Source organism: Citrobacter sp. MGH105, from assembly GCF_001037485.2.
In the GTDB taxonomy this organism is placed as follows: Bacteria; Pseudomonadota; Gammaproteobacteria; order Enterobacterales; family Enterobacteriaceae; genus Citrobacter; species Citrobacter portucalensis.
On record NZ_CP073048.1, the window covers coordinates 2,117,173 to 2,133,072 of the forward strand.

Annotated in this window: 19 protein-coding genes; 11 read left to right on the plus strand and 8 right to left on the minus strand. The window is 45.9% G+C overall.

What is annotated here, in order from left to right:
* Positions 1–39 precede the first annotated feature (39 nt).
* Entirely contained in the window at positions 40–2,433 is a 2,394-nt protein-coding gene (locus tag SK35_RS10075; protein ID WP_053071039.1) for a hypothetical protein, read from the plus strand.
* On the opposite strand, the gene SK35_RS10080 is transcribed toward SK35_RS10075, so the two are convergent.
* Positions 2,399–3,466: an acyltransferase family protein gene (locus SK35_RS10080; RefSeq protein WP_075551251.1), complete on the minus strand. Its 1,068-nt coding sequence runs from the start codon at positions 3,464–3,466 to the stop codon at positions 2,399–2,401. The genes SK35_RS10075 and SK35_RS10080 overlap by 35 nt on opposite strands.
* A 302-nt stretch (positions 3,467–3,768) precedes the next feature.
* Positions 3,769–4,011 carry a DinI-like family protein gene (locus tag SK35_RS10085; RefSeq protein ID WP_048216112.1) on the minus strand — a complete coding sequence of 81 codons (243 nt, stop codon included), beginning with the start codon at positions 4,009–4,011 and terminating at the stop codon, positions 3,769–3,771.
* Positions 4,012–4,087: 76 nt separating this feature from the next.
* Here SK35_RS10085 and SK35_RS10090 point away from each other — a divergent pair, with 76 nt between their 5' ends.
* Positions 4,088–4,477 (plus strand): HumD family translesion DNA polymerase, encoded by a 390-nt coding sequence (locus SK35_RS10090; protein WP_047357985.1) that lies wholly within the window; start codon positions 4,088–4,090, stop codon positions 4,475–4,477.
* Between the two features lie 399 nt (positions 4,478–4,876).
* On the opposite strand, the gene SK35_RS27055 is transcribed toward SK35_RS10090, so the two are convergent.
* Entirely contained in the window at positions 4,877–5,221 is a 345-nt protein-coding gene (locus tag SK35_RS27055; protein WP_003833919.1) for a hypothetical protein, read from the minus strand.
* Positions 5,222–5,425: 204 nt separating this feature from the next.
* Here SK35_RS27055 and SK35_RS10100 point away from each other — a divergent pair, with 204 nt between their 5' ends.
* From SK35_RS10100 to SK35_RS10125, 6 genes are all read left to right on the plus strand, one after another.
* Positions 5,426–6,115 carry a LolA family protein gene (locus SK35_RS10100; protein WP_048216113.1) on the plus strand — a complete coding sequence of 230 codons (690 nt, stop codon included), beginning with the start codon at positions 5,426–5,428 and terminating at the stop codon, positions 6,113–6,115.
* A 12-nt stretch (positions 6,116–6,127) separates the two neighbouring features.
* Complete coding sequence (locus SK35_RS10105) at positions 6,128–6,598, plus strand: SRPBCC family protein (RefSeq protein WP_048216114.1); 471 nt, start codon at positions 6,128–6,130, stop codon at positions 6,596–6,598.
* 208 nt (positions 6,599–6,806) lie between these two features.
* Positions 6,807–7,949, plus strand: coding sequence for a transglutaminase-like domain-containing protein (locus SK35_RS10110; protein ID WP_048216115.1), 1,143 nt, complete (start codon positions 6,807–6,809; stop codon positions 7,947–7,949).
* The gene (locus SK35_RS10115) at positions 7,927–8,283 is read left to right on the plus strand and encodes a mercuric transporter MerT family protein (RefSeq protein WP_048216116.1); all 357 of its coding nucleotides are present in this window, start codon (positions 7,927–7,929) and stop codon (positions 8,281–8,283) included. The genes SK35_RS10110 and SK35_RS10115 overlap by 23 nt, the downstream gene beginning before the upstream one ends.
* Positions 8,280–8,561 (plus strand): heavy-metal-associated domain-containing protein, encoded by a 282-nt coding sequence (locus SK35_RS10120; RefSeq protein ID WP_048216117.1) that lies wholly within the window; start codon positions 8,280–8,282, stop codon positions 8,559–8,561. The genes SK35_RS10115 and SK35_RS10120 overlap by 4 nt, the downstream gene beginning before the upstream one ends.
* A gap of 209 nt (positions 8,562–8,770) precedes the next feature.
* Positions 8,771–9,436: a YecA/YgfB family protein gene (locus SK35_RS10125; RefSeq protein ID WP_003034581.1), complete on the plus strand. Its 666-nt coding sequence runs from the start codon at positions 8,771–8,773 to the stop codon at positions 9,434–9,436.
* A 26-nt stretch (positions 9,437–9,462) separates the two neighbouring features.
* Here the strand turns inward: SK35_RS10125 and tyrP are convergent, their stop codons facing one another.
* A complete protein-coding gene (gene tyrP, locus SK35_RS10130) occupies positions 9,463–10,674 on the minus strand; it encodes a tyrosine transporter TyrP (protein ID WP_003833907.1) in 1,212 nt (403 codons plus the stop codon).
* 225 nt (positions 10,675–10,899) lie between these two features.
* Between tyrP and SK35_RS10135 the strand changes: the two genes are divergently transcribed.
* Positions 10,900–11,139, plus strand: coding sequence for a YecH family metal-binding protein (locus tag SK35_RS10135; RefSeq protein WP_003034586.1), 240 nt, complete (start codon positions 10,900–10,902; stop codon positions 11,137–11,139).
* Between the two features lie 45 nt (positions 11,140–11,184).
* Here SK35_RS10135 and ftnA read toward each other — a convergent pair whose 3' ends face one another.
* Entirely contained in the window at positions 11,185–11,682 is a 498-nt protein-coding gene (ftnA, locus tag SK35_RS10140) for a non-heme ferritin (protein WP_003034588.1), read from the minus strand.
* A 194-nt stretch (positions 11,683–11,876) separates the two neighbouring features.
* Entirely contained in the window at positions 11,877–12,212 is a 336-nt protein-coding gene (gene yecR, locus SK35_RS10145; RefSeq protein ID WP_048216118.1) for a YecR family lipoprotein, read from the minus strand.
* 267 nt (positions 12,213–12,479) lie between these two features.
* Between yecR and SK35_RS10150 the strand changes: the two genes are divergently transcribed.
* A complete protein-coding gene (locus tag SK35_RS10150) occupies positions 12,480–13,118 on the plus strand; it encodes an RpiB/LacA/LacB family sugar-phosphate isomerase (protein WP_003034591.1) in 639 nt (212 codons plus the stop codon).
* 33 nt (positions 13,119–13,151) lie between these two features.
* On the opposite strand, the gene SK35_RS10155 is transcribed toward SK35_RS10150, so the two are convergent.
* A complete protein-coding gene (locus SK35_RS10155; RefSeq protein ID WP_048216119.1) occupies positions 13,152–14,573 on the minus strand; it encodes an MFS transporter in 1,422 nt (473 codons plus the stop codon).
* Positions 14,574–14,702: 129 nt separating this feature from the next.
* Here SK35_RS10155 and SK35_RS10160 point away from each other — a divergent pair, with 129 nt between their 5' ends.
* Positions 14,703–14,954, plus strand: coding sequence for a DUF2766 family protein (locus SK35_RS10160; RefSeq protein WP_003034595.1), 252 nt, complete (start codon positions 14,703–14,705; stop codon positions 14,952–14,954).
* 139 nt (positions 14,955–15,093) lie between these two features.
* Here the strand turns inward: SK35_RS10160 and SK35_RS10165 are convergent, their stop codons facing one another.
* Positions 15,094–15,597, minus strand: coding sequence for a non-heme ferritin-like protein (locus tag SK35_RS10165; RefSeq protein ID WP_003034597.1), 504 nt, complete (start codon positions 15,595–15,597; stop codon positions 15,094–15,096).
* Between the last annotated feature and the right edge of the window lie 303 nt (positions 15,598–15,900).

The following is a 15,900-nucleotide window of genomic DNA, read 5'->3' on the forward strand; positions in this document are numbered from 1 at the left end:
AAACCCGCTTCGGTGGGTTTTTTCGTTTATGAGGCTCATATGACGACCTACAACACTGGCAATCCGCTGGGGTCTGCTGCTGCAAAAGATTTGTACGATAACGCTCAGAACTTCGACCACCTTTCTAACGACAAAGAAAACGAATCATGGAAAGACCGATTCGGAGTTTCTAGATTGACATGGTATGGAATAGAAAAAATGAGCCAGCAGGCCATTTCCGCATTTGGCTATATCACGCTGGACAGCTTTGAAGGAGGAAACACACTGACGCTGGCAAATCAGGTGCTGAGACTTGAAGCGACAGGTGAATATTATCGTTGGGATGGAACTTTTCCAAAGGAAGTTCCAGCCGGATCTACACCAGATTCTACTGGTGGTATAGGAGTTGGTGCGTGGTTGAGCGTTGGTGATGCATCCTTAAGGCCGTTAGTTATCAGTGAGATGAAAACGGCAAAATTTGATAAGACAGATGGGTTTAACTTTTCTTCTGGTTTTACTTTAAATAACAGAAAACAAGTAGCATTTAATAGTGAAGATGGTTTTTATTACCAGTTTCTAGGATCCATTCCTGTAACTATATTACCAGGAACCACACCACAAAAAAATATTAATGGAGGGGAATGGCTGAATGTCGGGAATGGTACCGACCTTGCATACTATGGGTATGTTTCGTCTTGGGGACTTGACGATGTTACTGATGTAATTAATGGTCTATGGTTAGCTGGAAGAGAAGTTGTCATTGACATAAATTGCACAGTAAGACAATTAAAACTGGTGTCTGGATGTTCTATAAAAGGTCTTGATAGAGAACTAACAATAACATTAATTCCACCAACTTCAGTTGTCAGTGGTGAAGAGTCTGCAAACATATACCATGCACCAGGAGATGGCGATTTAAGTGATGTATCTATTTCAAACTTTACTATTAATGGTGGTAGATATTCAAATCCTGCAATTCAGTATCATCACTGCATAGGAATATGGGCATCTTCTGGTGAAGTAATTAAAAACCTTAATTTTACACACCTAAGTATGAAAAATGCTGGTGAGGACTTCATTAAACTAGTGTGCACTGATGCTGATTCTTCAATATCAGATGTAAGTGTTTACTCGTGCGATTTTAAAACTGATGATAATAAATTAGGGTTGGCTGGGTATTCAGCACCTTCTTCAGGAAATGGAATCAGAACAATAACATCGTACGATCCGTATGCTTCGTATGGAGATAAGAAAATATGCAATGTTAAAGTAATAAATTGTAAAGCTAAAAAAATAAGAACACTCACAGATTTTAAGAGAGGAACTTACTCGTCAATTTCAACTATTAATTACACTGAAGATATGTATGATTGCCATCATTCATGTGATGGCGCATTTAATATTGTTATAGATAACATAACATGTAACACCAACTCGAACTTTAATGAAGGTACCGCAACTAACTTTATTGAAATACAAGGAGAGAATGTCATTGTCACCAATGTTACTGGAAATGGAAATGATATAACTAAGCAAGGTATTTTTGTTACTGATTATGGACTTACTGAAGAGAATGGTGTGGGGCATAATTCTGTTAATGTTTCTTTAGATAATGTGAAGTTATTAAACTTATTATCAGACGGGATTAAGGTTCAAAATGGTATTAATTGCACAACCAATAACATAACAGTACAAGGTTGCAAGGGGCATCCCGTATTATTTACCTCTGGATCAGGTAGGGTAGATGATGCCGGATATAAATTAGAGGGTTACTACAACAGTTTTGATGGAGTTAATGGTTCTGGTTGGACAAACCCTCCAAAATGCCAGGGGGTAAATTTTATCAAGGGACGAGTGGTAAACGCTCAAGGACAGGATGACTTATATATCCCTGGTAATATTTTACGTGAGGCTTCAGATGAATATGGAGCTTGGAAAAACAAATATTTATCAAAAAATCTTGTCGCCAATAATTATCTTGAATTTACAGCAGGCTCTGGTTCAAATCTCAAATGGTTTGTCAACGACAGAACATATGATGAAGTGGTTTATGCGCCATCTGTTCCACCCGGAGAGCCAATGGCAGTAACAGTCTCAGATCAGAGCACAACCGCTCTTAGGGAGATATACTACCCACCACTTGAAGCACGCAAAGACGATATTTTCTATGCTAGGGTATGGGCATTAAAGGGAAGTGCTGATAACTTTTCTATTGCAGTTCAAGAGCTTGATTCAAGTAAGAATTTAATTGGTAGCACCACTTTCTATGGAATCGAAATGAGCAATGTGTTGGAGTGGAAAGAACTTGTAATGAAGCATACTGTGGTAAGCAGCAATGCTTCATACGTAATGTTTGGACTTATCCCTGCAGGTGGTTATAACACACCTGCTAACACAGGAACGACAAACCTTTCTAACCTCAGGATAGGGCGTTCGCCATTTGGTGTGTCTTGATTTTCAAGAATGCATAATACCCAGCAGTAGGAATTAATAACCCTGCTGCCGGGTAAATCATAATCATTTCTGGAGTGTAATAATGTTTAAATACAGTTGTATTTTTCATATCCCAATACCCAAGCTGGCTAAATATAAAATCCATCAAAATGAAAACACTTAAATGATACGCCATTATGTGTTTTGAGCTTTTACCAATCGCCACCAGTAAATTAGTATCTCCAGATAACGCAGCACATTTAGACAAAAAAGTAACAATGAAAATACACAGTAGAGATACTGTTGTGGTCATTAAAAAACCTGATGGATAGATACTCCAAGACATAACTGTTGGTTGAATATATTTAGCGAGATATATAAAAGATAGCGCAATGAATATAAAAAGAGATATTTGTGAATTAATTCTCTTTATTAAATTTAAACCAAACACATTCCCTATAATCATAAACATAGAAGCATAAAGAGTTTGCGCTGCAACATTTACATACTGTAACTTAGTTTCATCGTAATATGGTGATAATATTTTTATAGCTATTACACCAAAAGCTATAGATATAACGGTTAATAATAAAGGATTTACTTTTGAACTTGTATTATACGATGCGAAAGAGACAATCAATGAAGAAAGAAGATATGATGTGCAGTACGCCAATAAAAACCAGCACACTAAAAATAATGGGTTATTATGAAAGTTTTGTTTTAGTGTGTAAATGATTGTATTAAGAACACCATCTGCGAATGGGTACCCCAAATCTATATCAAATCTCTTAGATAAGCTAACGGCTATTAATCCAGTTACTATATAGGTAATTACGGAATATTTTGAAATAGATGAGAATACATGTATTGATTTCTTAATTGGATTACCACTTTTTAAAGTGATTCCTGCAATGAAAAAGAATAAAGGCATGTGAAAAAGATATGGTGACATTATATTGAAGTAATCACCAGGATAATGTCCAATAACAACAAAAACAATACCAATAAACTTCATGATATCTATAGTTTTTGATTCAAAATTATCTATTTTCATTTTCAGTCTCAAAATCATTTGTATTGTTAAAGTATAGATATAAAACTATAAAAAAGTTATCATTTCCATCACTAATCATTAGAGCACAACTTAATATAAATATAAAATATTCATCAAAAATTGTAACAAAAAAGAAATCACAAACTTGTTTATCATTCTCAAAGAGACAAAGATAGTACCATGACATGCACGTCATGCGTAACTGTAATGCTGGGATTAACTGATTAATGCTCAATAAGTTTAGTGTTAGAGAGTTACAAGTCATCACTGGATCTACTGAACTACAAAGTAAATTATAAAAATTAATCTGAAACCAGCCACATATCAACATCTTCAAACATTTCCTGAACAGTACGGCTTATCTGTTCCTTCTCATGCTTGCTGGCGTCAGTGTTGATCGCCGGCAGTGTCATCATCGGTTTAACCCGAACACCAGCATCGGGGAAGATCCGGTGAACCCCCTTAGTTAACTCGCCCAGAATGATATTTTTTGCACCGGGCAGACCATCAAAATTCCTTTTGTCATAAACGAGTTCCACGAACATTGCTTATTACCTCTTTACTGTATGGATATACAGTATATACTGTGTTTTTATCCGGTATTCAAGAGAGGGCGTAAACATGGGCTTTCCTTCACCTGCGGCAGATTACGTTGAAACAAGGATCTCCCTTGATCAGCAGCTTATCAGTCAGCCCGCAGCGACTTACTTTATGCGAGCATCACGTTCACATTTCAGGGAAGGGATAATCCAGGGGGCGCTGCTTGTTGTTGATGCGTCACTTTCTCCCTGTGATGGCTCGCTGCTGATATGCGCGATAGACGGAGAATTCAGGATCAAGCGATATCGGACTCATCCTCAGCCCCACCTGGTTAATCTGGAGAACGGGAGAAGGGAGGCGCTGCCAGCAGATGATGACGGTTACAGTTCTGCGCCCGCTATATTCGGGGTGATCACGTACATCATTAATGATGCCAGGAACGCGGAGTTTGATGACTGCCCGGTGATGTGAATAGCTTAAATTGTGCGAGGATTTTAACCTCATTTACCCGACACGTTAGGACGATGTTGAGAGCAAAAAATGGTTCACCATTGTACCTTCTTGATGGTTATAAGCTATTGATTAAGTTGATCTTAAAATCATGTGATATTGGCGAAAAAATAACGTAACTTATTGATAGTGCTTGATAACACGCGTGATTTAAAATCCCTCGGCGTTCGCGCTGTGTGGGTTCAAGTCCCACTCCGGGTACCATGGGAAAGAACAGAATAATCAAAGCAATAAGCAGTGTCGTGAAACCACCTACGGGTGGTTTTTTTGTGCCTGTTTTTTACAAGCATAGATACCTTGCGTCAAGCAACCTGCCAGAAACGTAAACTGCCCTCTATATACTCACTATTGCTAATCAATCTATCGCCGAATCGGCGCGTTAAACATAAAGCCCCCTCGGGCAGGGTTGTTGATAAACCCATCGCGGGCGGGATTATAGTTGTGGTCCTGGAAACCATTCATCAGGATGGGATCGCCAAAGCCATCCTGTATCGCCAGCTGTCTGTGGATTCGGTTTCGTGCCCTGAACGTGAAAGCGAAATCACCCGTCCCGCCAATGATGAACACACCATTACCAGCTCGAAGTGCCGCGCTCAACTCTTGCTCTCTAACAGCCTGGTTTTGTAACGCGCTGGCTGTGGCAGACGATGACGCCAGCAGCAGTAATATGAGAACGGCGCATGAAAATACCGATGGCAGTTTCATGATTAATACCTATAAAAAGCATGGCTATTAAAGTATAGCTTTATGTTGTCATCTTAACTGAAAAGAAAACCAATAATTTAAACCTGCTATCCATACTGTGTTTAAAAGTCCGGAAGAGTAGTGCCGCGCAGTTAAGAACTATAATAAAAACAGCCAACAGGTGATTACTTCTTTTTGCTGGCAGTGCTGGTTCAGGGGGCTGCTATGAGCATTTCATCTTTTCCGATAGTTATGTTCGCAGCATTGCTCACCCTTAGTGGTGCAGCATATTCGGTGGAAAAAAAGGATATCTTTTCGCAGAATGCCAGGGCTACGGATCCCATCGCATTTTCTCAACAGTCATTTAATAACCTGACGTCTTATCAGGTCATGATGCGCTCCTCGTCGCCATCCGATGAAAGCAAAATTATTCGCTATAGCTTTCAAAAGCCTGGGTACGTGCGGATGGATTTTACCCAACCGCATTCAGGTGCGGTGCTTATCTTTAATCCTGTCAGCGGTAAAGTGACGTTATGGCCATTTGGTGCGGGTACGTTGCCCATTTTGCACCTGTCACCTACTAATTCATTGATCCAGGATGAGCGCGGTCATCGGGTGGATCGCTCTGATATCGGCGTGTTGTTGGGCAATATTCGTCATCTGCAACGCGAAGGGACAACGACCACTGTTGGTAAGGAAAACCTTGCAGGACGGGCGACGACGCGCGTATCTGTGGTTGGGCCAGGAACAATGGCGGTTGATGGTGTTCACCGCTATGACGTCTGGCTGGATAATTATCATGGACTCCCTGCCAAAGTGATCAGCTATGCGCCAGATGGGCAGCGATTAGAAACCGTGCTTCTGGATGCTATGGTCATTAACATCCGTTTTCCCGCCAATTTCTTCTCGCCTTGAGGAGTCTGTATTATGGCTGACTATCAGTTTTCCACCGTCTGGCGGGTTGAGGCTTCTATTCAGGAGGTATGGGATGTTTTTTCTCATCCCGATCAGTGGCCGGAATGGTGGGAAAGTCTGGAACGCATCGTTGAGCTAAAGAAAGGCGATCTACAGGGGATTGGGGCGCTGCATCGTTATACCTGGAAAGGAGCGCTTCCTTATCGCTTAACCTTTGACATCAACGTGTTGAATATTCTGCCCTGCTCGCTGCTTGAGGGGCAAGCCAGCGGGGCGGTTGAAGGGCGAGGCGTGTGGTCTTTTTCTGCCAGTGGCGCAGAAACCATCGTCAGATATGACTGGAATGTGCGTACCACGATTCGCTGGATGAATTATCTTGCCCCGCTGGCAGCACCTGTATTTCGCTGGAATCACAATACGGTCATGCGCGAGGGGGCAAGAGGGTTAGCCCGCAAACTGGCAACGAATGTCTATATTTTCTGAACTCGCCCTCACGGCTGTACTTTTTGCCTGTCTATGGCTTACTATCTGTCGCGCAGTTTCTTATTTCATTCACAGTTAACAGGTCTGTTATTGATGAATAACCTCCATCGGCTCACCTTTTTATGTCAGCGTCTGTCTGCTGTGATGATCGCATACGGTTTTTACCTTCTTAGCCGTAGCTCAACTCTTACAACATGGACAGACAGCAATGCAACGTCGACAATTTCTCAAAAATAGCGTTCTCCTTTCCGCCGCCGGTTTAGTCGGTCCTGCGGTTATTAGCCAGACGGTTCATGCCGCTGAGCCATCCGTTGCACCAGTCGCGCGTCGGCGCTTTGTGTTATCCCAGACGTATAAACTTAACCCTCCTAAGGGGTCGAACGGCGTGGTAAAACTGTGGATCCCGCTTCCGGTAGATACCGCGTTTCAACAAATGACGGCGCTTACCTTTAGCGGAAACTACAAGCATGCGTACGTTACCACTAATAATACTTATGGCGCGAAAACGCTGTTCGCCACCTGGCCTGACTCGCAGGGCGAACTGTTGATTAACGTTGATATCGACATTGAAACCGCCGACTGGGAGCCGCTGAAGCAGGACGCGCTGAAAACCTGGCAAGCGCCGGAGCAGATTATTTATCCGCTTGATGTAAAACCGTACCTGCTACCGACGACACATACCCCAGTTGATGGGCTGGTTCTGGAAACCGCGCGTAAAATTACCGGTAATGAGCAGGATCCGCTGAAAAAAGCATGCCTGATTTACGAGTGGGTGAGTAGCCATATGGAGCGCGATAATGACGTTATTGGCTGCGGCACGGGGGATGTGGCGGAGATCTTAAAAAGCGGTAAGCTCAAAGGAAAATGCACCGACATGAGCTCCGTTTTTGTTGCTCTGGCACGGGCCAGCGGCATTCCGGCGCGCGAACTGTTTGGCATCCGTCTGGGCAAAGCCAATAAACTCGAACGTTACTCGAAAAGCGCTTTTGGCAAAGCAGACAGTGCAGGCGTCGCCGATGTGAGCGGCGGGCAACATTGCCGAGCCGAATTCTATCTGGCCGGTTACGGCTGGTTACCGTGCGATCCTGCTGATGTGACCAAAATGCGTCTGGCAGAGAAAAAATCGCATCAGGACGCCGATGTCCAGGCGGTAAACACTTACCTGTTTGGTAACTGGGAAATGAACTGGGTTGGATTTAACTACGGGCGTGATTTCGAGCTGTATCCAGCAACGGAACAGGGAGCCATGAACAACTTTGGCTATCCTTACGCTGAAGTCGATGGTGACCCGATCAATTTCTATGATCCTAAAGCGTTCTCCTACAGCTATGTCGCCACAGAACAACGCTAAAGGGGCGGGGCTCACCCTGTTGACGGCCGCTGCGGCTGCTGTCACCGCGGGCTTATGCTGCGTTGGACCGCTGCTCTATTTGTTGTTTGGTATTTCGGCGGCGAGCTTTGCTGTTTTCACCCAGTTTGAGTTTTTGCGAATTCCCCTGATGCTGGTGTCATTGGGCTTATTACTGCGCGTCTTCTGGCGGCTCTATTTTTCCAGGCGGCTGTGGTGCTCCGGATGGTTAACATTGAAGCAAGCGCGCGTTCTCTACTGGTGCGCGCTGGTGTTGATTTTGCCGGTGCTATTTTATCCAACGCTCGTTGCCTGGTTTTATGAGGTATTTGAATGAAAATCTTCACATTAGTTGCATGCTTGTTGCTGCCGCTGTGGGCTCAGGCGGCCAATCAAAAAGTGGTGCTGGATATACAAAATATGACCTGCTCGCTGTGCGTTATTTCGGTCAATCAGGCTCTACGTGAAACCGACGGTGTGATTAAAGCAAAATACTCCCTAAAAACCCGACAAGCAGAAGCGATTGTGCCAGAAGGTTTCCCAACCGATACTTTACTTAACGCGGTAGCGAAAACGGGCTATACCGCAACGCTCAACCGTATTGAACAACAGTAAACCACCTTCGGGTGGTTTTATTGTGTTTTCCCGGTATGATGCCCGGCGGCTTAGTGTTCTCTTTTGTGCGTTAACTTCCGGAATTCCCCTCGTTTCCTGTTAACCTGAACAGGCGGCAGCTATATGCCGCATATGCCCATTTTTATCTGTTATCCCTCCAGCCATGTAGGATGATCACAGGCAAGATTTTTTGACTAAGGAAAAGCGTTATGAAAACGGGACCATTAAACGAGAGCGAACTGGAATGGCTGGATGATGTACTGACTAAGTACAATACAGACAAGGCTATTCTGGATGTGTCAGAACTGGATGGTTTGCTGACGGCGGTGCTGAGTTCACCGTATGAAATTGAACCAGAGCAGTGGCTGGTCGCAATTTGGGGCGGCGCGCAGTATGTCCCTCGCTGGTCCTCCGAAAAAGAAATGACGCGTTTCATGAACCTGGCGTTTCAACATATGGCGGATACGGCCGATCGTCTGGATGAATATCCTGAGCAGTTTGAGCCGCTGTTTGGTTTGCGTGAAATTGACGAGCATGAACTGACCATCGTTGAAGAGTGGTGCTTTGGTTATATGCGCGGCGTCGCACTGTCAGACTGGTCCGCGTTACCGGACACGTTAAAACCAGCACTTGAAGCTATTGCGCTGCACGGTACGGAAGAGAACTTTGCGGTGGTTGAGAAACTAACGCCGGAAGCGTTTGAAGAGAGCGTCGATGCCATCCGCCTGGCAGCGCTGGACCTGCATGCTTACTGGATGGCGCATCCTCAGGAAACGCCGGTCAAAGTACCGGTGAAAGTGGATGCCAAAGTAGGGCGCAATGACCCTTGCCCATGTGGCAGCGGCAAGAAATATAAGCAGTGCTGTTTGCATTAACAGAAAGGGGCGAAAGCCCCTTTGTTTTAACCCACTTCTGGTAGTAATCCTGCTGCAATAGAAAACTGTACTGCTATCACCACAATGCCGCACAAAAATACCAGCGCCAGCGCCGGAGCACCGCCTGCTACGCGGTAGTTGGCCTGCGGATTATGTTTTCTGCTCTGCCAGGCCAGCATCGAGGGAATGAGCAGCGCCAGCACCGCCAGGGCAACGCCCGCATACCCTAATGCCATGACAAAACCACGCGGATAGAACAACGCGAATGCCAGCGGCGGCAGGAATGTCACCGCGCCGGTTTGCATTCTTCCCGCTACGGTATTGCGGCGCTGGAAGAGGTCGGCCAGGTAGTCAAATAATCCCAATGCAACGCCGAGGAAAGAGGTTGCCAGCGCGAGGTCGGCGAACAGATGCACCGCCAGTTCGACGTGCGGCGAAGCCACGACTTCACGCAATGCCTGCAATAAGCCGTTTAAGCCTGCGTGGTTGGCTAATAGCCCCATGAACGTTGTCGAGTTAATGCTACCAAGCGTCGCCAGTTGCCAGAAGATATAGGCGACCAGAGGAATAGCGCTACCCGTAATAAACACCCAACGCAGTTTACGGATGTTACCGTTCATATAGCTGACGATACTGGGAACACTGCCGTGAAAACCGAACGAGGTGAAGATGACCGGGATTGCGGAGAGCGCCAACCCCTGTTGCAGCGGTAGCGTAAGCAGGTTCACTTTATGAATATGCGGCATTAACAGAGCCAGCATCGCCACCAGGAAGATTATCTTGGCACTGAATAGCAGACGGTTGAACAGATCGACCAGCGAGGTCCCCACGCAAACCACGCCACCGGCAACAAAGGTGAACAGCAGTACGCCTGTCGTCGGAGATATATTTGTTCCAGTCCAGTCGCTGATGCTGGAGGCCAGCAGTTCACCTGCACCACTGATGTACGCCGCCGTCAGGGCATACATTAAAAACATCATGCTAAAGCCCGTTACCCATTGTCCGTAACGACCAAGATAACGTTTTGCCAGCGTACCCAGCCCGGTATCTGCCGGGACATGTTGATACACTTCAAGCAGCAACAGCGCGGTGTAGCACATCAACGCCCAAAGACTGACTAACAATACCAGCGTGACGCTAAACCCCACGCCTGCCGCAGCCAGCGGCATTGCCAACATACCGGCACCAATCGTGGTTCCCGCCACGATAAAAATACTACCCAGGGTTCTGTTTTTCACGCTTTCCTCTGTCCCAGAGATAATCAATGGTTATATCTGCGGCGCAGATTAAGGCAAAACGCTATTTTCGTCAAATCACCGTTACAATAACTGTACATTAATGTTTACGATTTTTTGACCATTAAGATGTATAACAAATGACATTTATCTGCTGATAAACCTGCGTTAGCGCAAAGCGACGATGTGCGGTTCACATTAGGCTACGGACTTTATTAAGGAGGTAATATGGAATCTATTCACGGTCACGAAGTGCTTAACATGATGATTGAATCTGGTGAGCAGTATTCAAATGCCAGCCTTGAAGCGGCGATTACGGCACGTTTCGGCGAGCAGGCGCGTTTTCACACTTGTTCTGCGGCGGATATGACGGCAGGTGAGTTGGTGGCGTTTTTAGCGGCGAAGGGAAAGTTTATTGCAAAAGAAGACGGCTTCTCTACGCACGAAAGCAAGATCTGCCGTCACTGATTTCAAGGGGTAATGATGGCGGGTTGCCTTCATTACCCTAAAATATTAATTCTGTGTATCAAGCGTAGCCAGTTCTTTATCGATGAAATAAAGACCTTCGCCGCTTTTTCCTGCCAGCGACAGCTTATCAATAACAGATTTAAATAATTTCTCTTCTTCATGCTGCTCGGCAACATACCATTGCAGGAAATTAAAGGTTGGATAATCCTGGTGGGTCATTGCCGCGTGTGCCAGCTCATTAATTTTCTGGGTGATTAGCTGCTCGTGTTCGTAAGTAACACGGAACAGTTCATCCAGAGAAGCATATTCAGCAAAGGGTGAAGAAACGGTATTAATACGCGGCAAGCTGCCGGTATCGGTCAGGTAGTCGAACAGACGCTGCATGTGCGTCATCTCTTCCTGGGCGTGACGGCGCAAAAACGCGGCGGCACCTTCGAAGCTGTGATAGCTGCACCACGCGCTCATCTGTTGGTAGAGCAGAGATGAATATAATTCAAGATTCATTTGCTCATTCAGTTGGTCGATCATTTCTGTTTTCAGCATGGTTCTGCTCCACAAACGTTATTATATATTGACGTGGCGCCACTATAATTTGTTATTTAATTATTTGCAAAAGGTAAAATAATAAATTTATTTATTAAAAATGCGAATGGGAATAAAACGCATTAACGATATTAAACGGAGGATATAAATAATAAAGTGGTAAAAGACCAGCAAAAATGAGCTGGTCGGAAATATTAATAATTGAAAGAAGGTGATTGGGGCACCGCGACACCATGACACTGCCAGGCGAGTGTAATTTTGGTATTTAAGCACAGAGAGCCTGCATACACGCTACAGGTTGACACCGGATGACCAAACGCTTCTGCGCTGGCATAGCCCAGGCGCTGACACTCTTTAGTGGCTGTCCCTTGGGTAACGTAGTCATCGGTGCGTGCTGTTTGTAACATGGCCTGATTATAAGTCAGGCGAACCACACCAGTGATGGCGCTGGCTTCGCTGACCTGTGCCTGTTTTGTAATTGTGCATCCTGTCAGCATGAGCGGCAAAAGCGCTAGGATAAAGGTCTTCATGAGATCGCTCTGAAAGTTCGAAGATACACTATCATGGCATACAGAGACCCTCATCAATGGCTTGAATAGCCCGAAGATCACCTGCGATTAATCACAACGAGGTCATTTGCTTGAGGTAATTCTGAACTGTTCAGACAGGAATGTGAGCGCAATTTTATTTTTTAAAACTAAATTTCATTAAATTTGAAAGTGTGATTGCAAAATAGTAATGTGGCTGAATGTTATGACTTTCAGCGGGCTACCGCAGCGCATTCAGGAGAGTATAGAATGAAAATTGCATTGATGATGGAAAACAGCCAGGCAAGCAAAAACGCCATCATCCATAACGAGCTTAAGGCCGTTGCGGATGAGAAAGGTTTTCCGGTCTATAACGTTGGGATGAGCGACGAAAATGATCATCATCTGACCTACATCCATTTAGGCATTATGGCCAGCATCCTGCTTAATTCCAAAGCTGTAGACTTTGTTGTTACAGGTTGCGGTACGGGCCAGGGGGCAATGATGTCACTGAATATCCATCCGGGTGTGGTGTGTGGCTATTGCCTTGATCCTGCAGATGCGTTCTTGTTCTCTCAGATCAACAACGGCAACGCGCTTTCTCTGGCATTCGCCAAAGGTTTTGGCTGGGGTGCTGAGCTGAATGTGCGCTATATGTTTGAAAAAGCGTTCACCGGGCGTAACGGCGAAGGCTACCCACCGGAGCGTAAAGAGCCGCAGGTGCGTAACGCCGGTATTCTGAATCAGGTGAAAGCGGCTGTGGTAAAAGAAAATTATCTGGACACGCTGCGCGCGATCGATCCTGAACTGGTGAAAACCGCTGTATCAGGCCCGCGCTTCCAGCAGTGCTTCTTTGAAAACTGCCAGGACAAAGCAATCGAAGCGTTTGTACGCGAGGTGATTGGCTAAATCCTGTGAGCCCGGCGGCGTTCACCCTCCGGGCTACCTGTTCTTGTTCGATACTGCGCTTCCTGCATCACGGGTGAGCCGCAGCGTATCCACCATACCTACCAGACAAATAATGGCAATAGCGACAAAGGCCAGCCGGAAACTGATCCCCGGAATATTGCCCAATGCCAGCTTTTCACTGACCACATCGCCAATGCGGATGCCAATAGCGGCTAAAGAAATGCCCAACCCCACCGCTAATTGTGTCGCCGTACTGAACAGCGTATTAGCGTAGCTCATTTGTGCCGCGGGGACGTCCGCGAAGGCAAGCGTGCTGACGCCGGTAAACTGAATTGAGCGGAACACACCGCCCAGATACAACACCAGCAAAATAACCCACACGGGGGTCTGCGGCGTAATTAATGCACAGGCCAGCAACGCCAAAACGTTAAGTGCACCGTTAATCAACAGCAGTTTCTTAAAGCCCAGCCAGCGTATCAACGGTGTGGTGGCAGGTTTAATCGTCAGGTTGCCGACAAATACCGCCAGTACCAGCGAGCCCGCGTGAAAAGCGTTCATGCCAAAACCTACCTGAAACATTAACGGCAGCAGAAATGGCACGGCGCTGATAGAGGCACGAAACAGCGATCCGCCATACATGGTGACGCGAAAAGTAGGCACGTTCATGGCATCAAGGCGAATCATTGGCCAGGCGGTGCGATGAAAATGATGCAGGGCAAACAGAAAGGTCACTGTTCCTAGCGCCAAAAGTCCGGCGGTCAGCCAGCCCTGAGGCTGTTGGGTTCCCAGTAACTCCATGGCATACACCAGGCTCACCATCGCAACAGAGGTTGCGATAAATCCCGTTATATCAAATGGGCGGCGCTCGTCGTCATGAATATCCGGGATAAAACGTAGCGCCAGTGCAATCGCCAGTATTCCGAGCGGTACATTAATGAAGAAGATCCAGCGCCAGTTGGCATAGCTGGTAATGAATCCGCCAAGGGGAGGGCCAATGATGGGTGCGACTAACGCGGGCCAGGTCAGGGTCGCAATAGCGGTGATCAACTGATGTTTAGGCGTGGTTCGCAATACCGCGAGTCGGCCAACCGGAACCATTAGCGCGCCACCTACACCCTGTAAGATTCGCATGGCGACAAAGCTCTCAAGGCTTTCGGACAAACCGCATAAAACTGAGGCGAGAGTAAATATCGCCAGTGCAAGGGTAAACACCTTTCGGGCGCCGAAGCGATCCGCAATCCAGCCGCTGGCGGGGATCAGTACCGCGAGGGTGATCAGATAGGCGCTGATACCTATGTTCAGGTCAACTGCGTGCACGCCAAAACTTTTCGCCATGTCGGGCAGTGCGGTGGCAATCACCGTGCCGTCAATAAACTCCATAAAGAAAGCCCCGGCAACAAGTAATGCAGCCGGGGATAGACCGCGTTTGTTCTCAACCGCTAAATGTTCACTCATGTTGTGCTTGCCATCTCAAAAGAAACTGACTGGAACTATTTTTATTTTCAGCGCATTCGGAAGGCATGCGCGGCTATCGTTTCGTTCGTTGAATGGGTACTATGACGACCTTTCTATAAGGAGCTCACTATGTCCCAAACACTGAATGCCGATCAGGAACTGCTCTCGGACGTTGTTGCCTGTCAGCTGGTTATCAAGCAGATTCTGGATGTTCTTGATGTTATTGCCCCAGTAGAAGTTCGGGAGAAAATGTCCAGCCAGCTGAAAAGCATCGACTTTTCCAGCCATCCTGCAGGTGCCGATCCGGTCACTATGCGCGCAATACAAAAAGCGGTTGCCTTGATCGAGTTGAAATTCACGCCGCAGAATGAATCTCATTAAAATAAACCGTTGTTTCAGGTTTTAGAAAGGTTTTTTTGCGCCTCGCAGAATGAGAGGTGTGAGCGTAGAGAAAATTGAGCACCAGCCGGATAAGGTGCGTCGCATCGTTATCCGGCATTAACACGATGAAAATTGAAGATTAGTGATGTTGGTAGTTCACGACGTTCAGCAGGTGCTTATCGGTTTGCGCCATGCACAGTCCCGCACGTTTAGCGCTGCGGACTTCATCAAGAATCGTCTGTAACAGCACGCCATCTTGCTGCTGCTCTTTTTCCAGATCGTGAAGAAAATCAATGGTTGTTGCATCATTCAAGGCTTCTGCTTCATTGGTTAAGCGTGATAGCTTGCTGTAGCGCTGTTGGTATTCATCCAGCGTTTTCTGAAACAGTTCTTCAAGGGAAGTTAGTTCATCACCCGGAACATCGATAGCCTTGACGATAGGGTTAGCCCCGGCACTTTTCATAAAATTAAACATACGCATCATTTGAGTCACGTTACCTTGCGCCTGGGTGCGTAGAAAGGTTGCGGTGCCAGTCAGGCTGTGTTCGTAGCACCATTCACTGAGATGCAGGTAAAGATTCGATGCGTAGAACTCGAGGTTCATTTGCGTGTTAAGTTTATGAACAATTCCAACTGCAGCCATATCAATATCCTTATTTCCAGAAAGGGGGATGTACGTTACTAACGTCAGTGCAACGGGCTGCCGCTACACCTCACCACTACGTACAATTAAAACTGTTAGCAGAATAAATCCGTTCCGCCGGTCCTTTAGTGATCACGAATTATATTCGCTCCCGATCGAGATTCAGCATAACTCCAGTCCCGACATAAGAAAATCCTTAAATCTGCGTATTTATGATTTTTTACATATTGTCATAGCAATATTAGTGATTTTTCCGCTTGTGCATATAAATGCTGTGAATATAACAGATTGATATTTATGGGG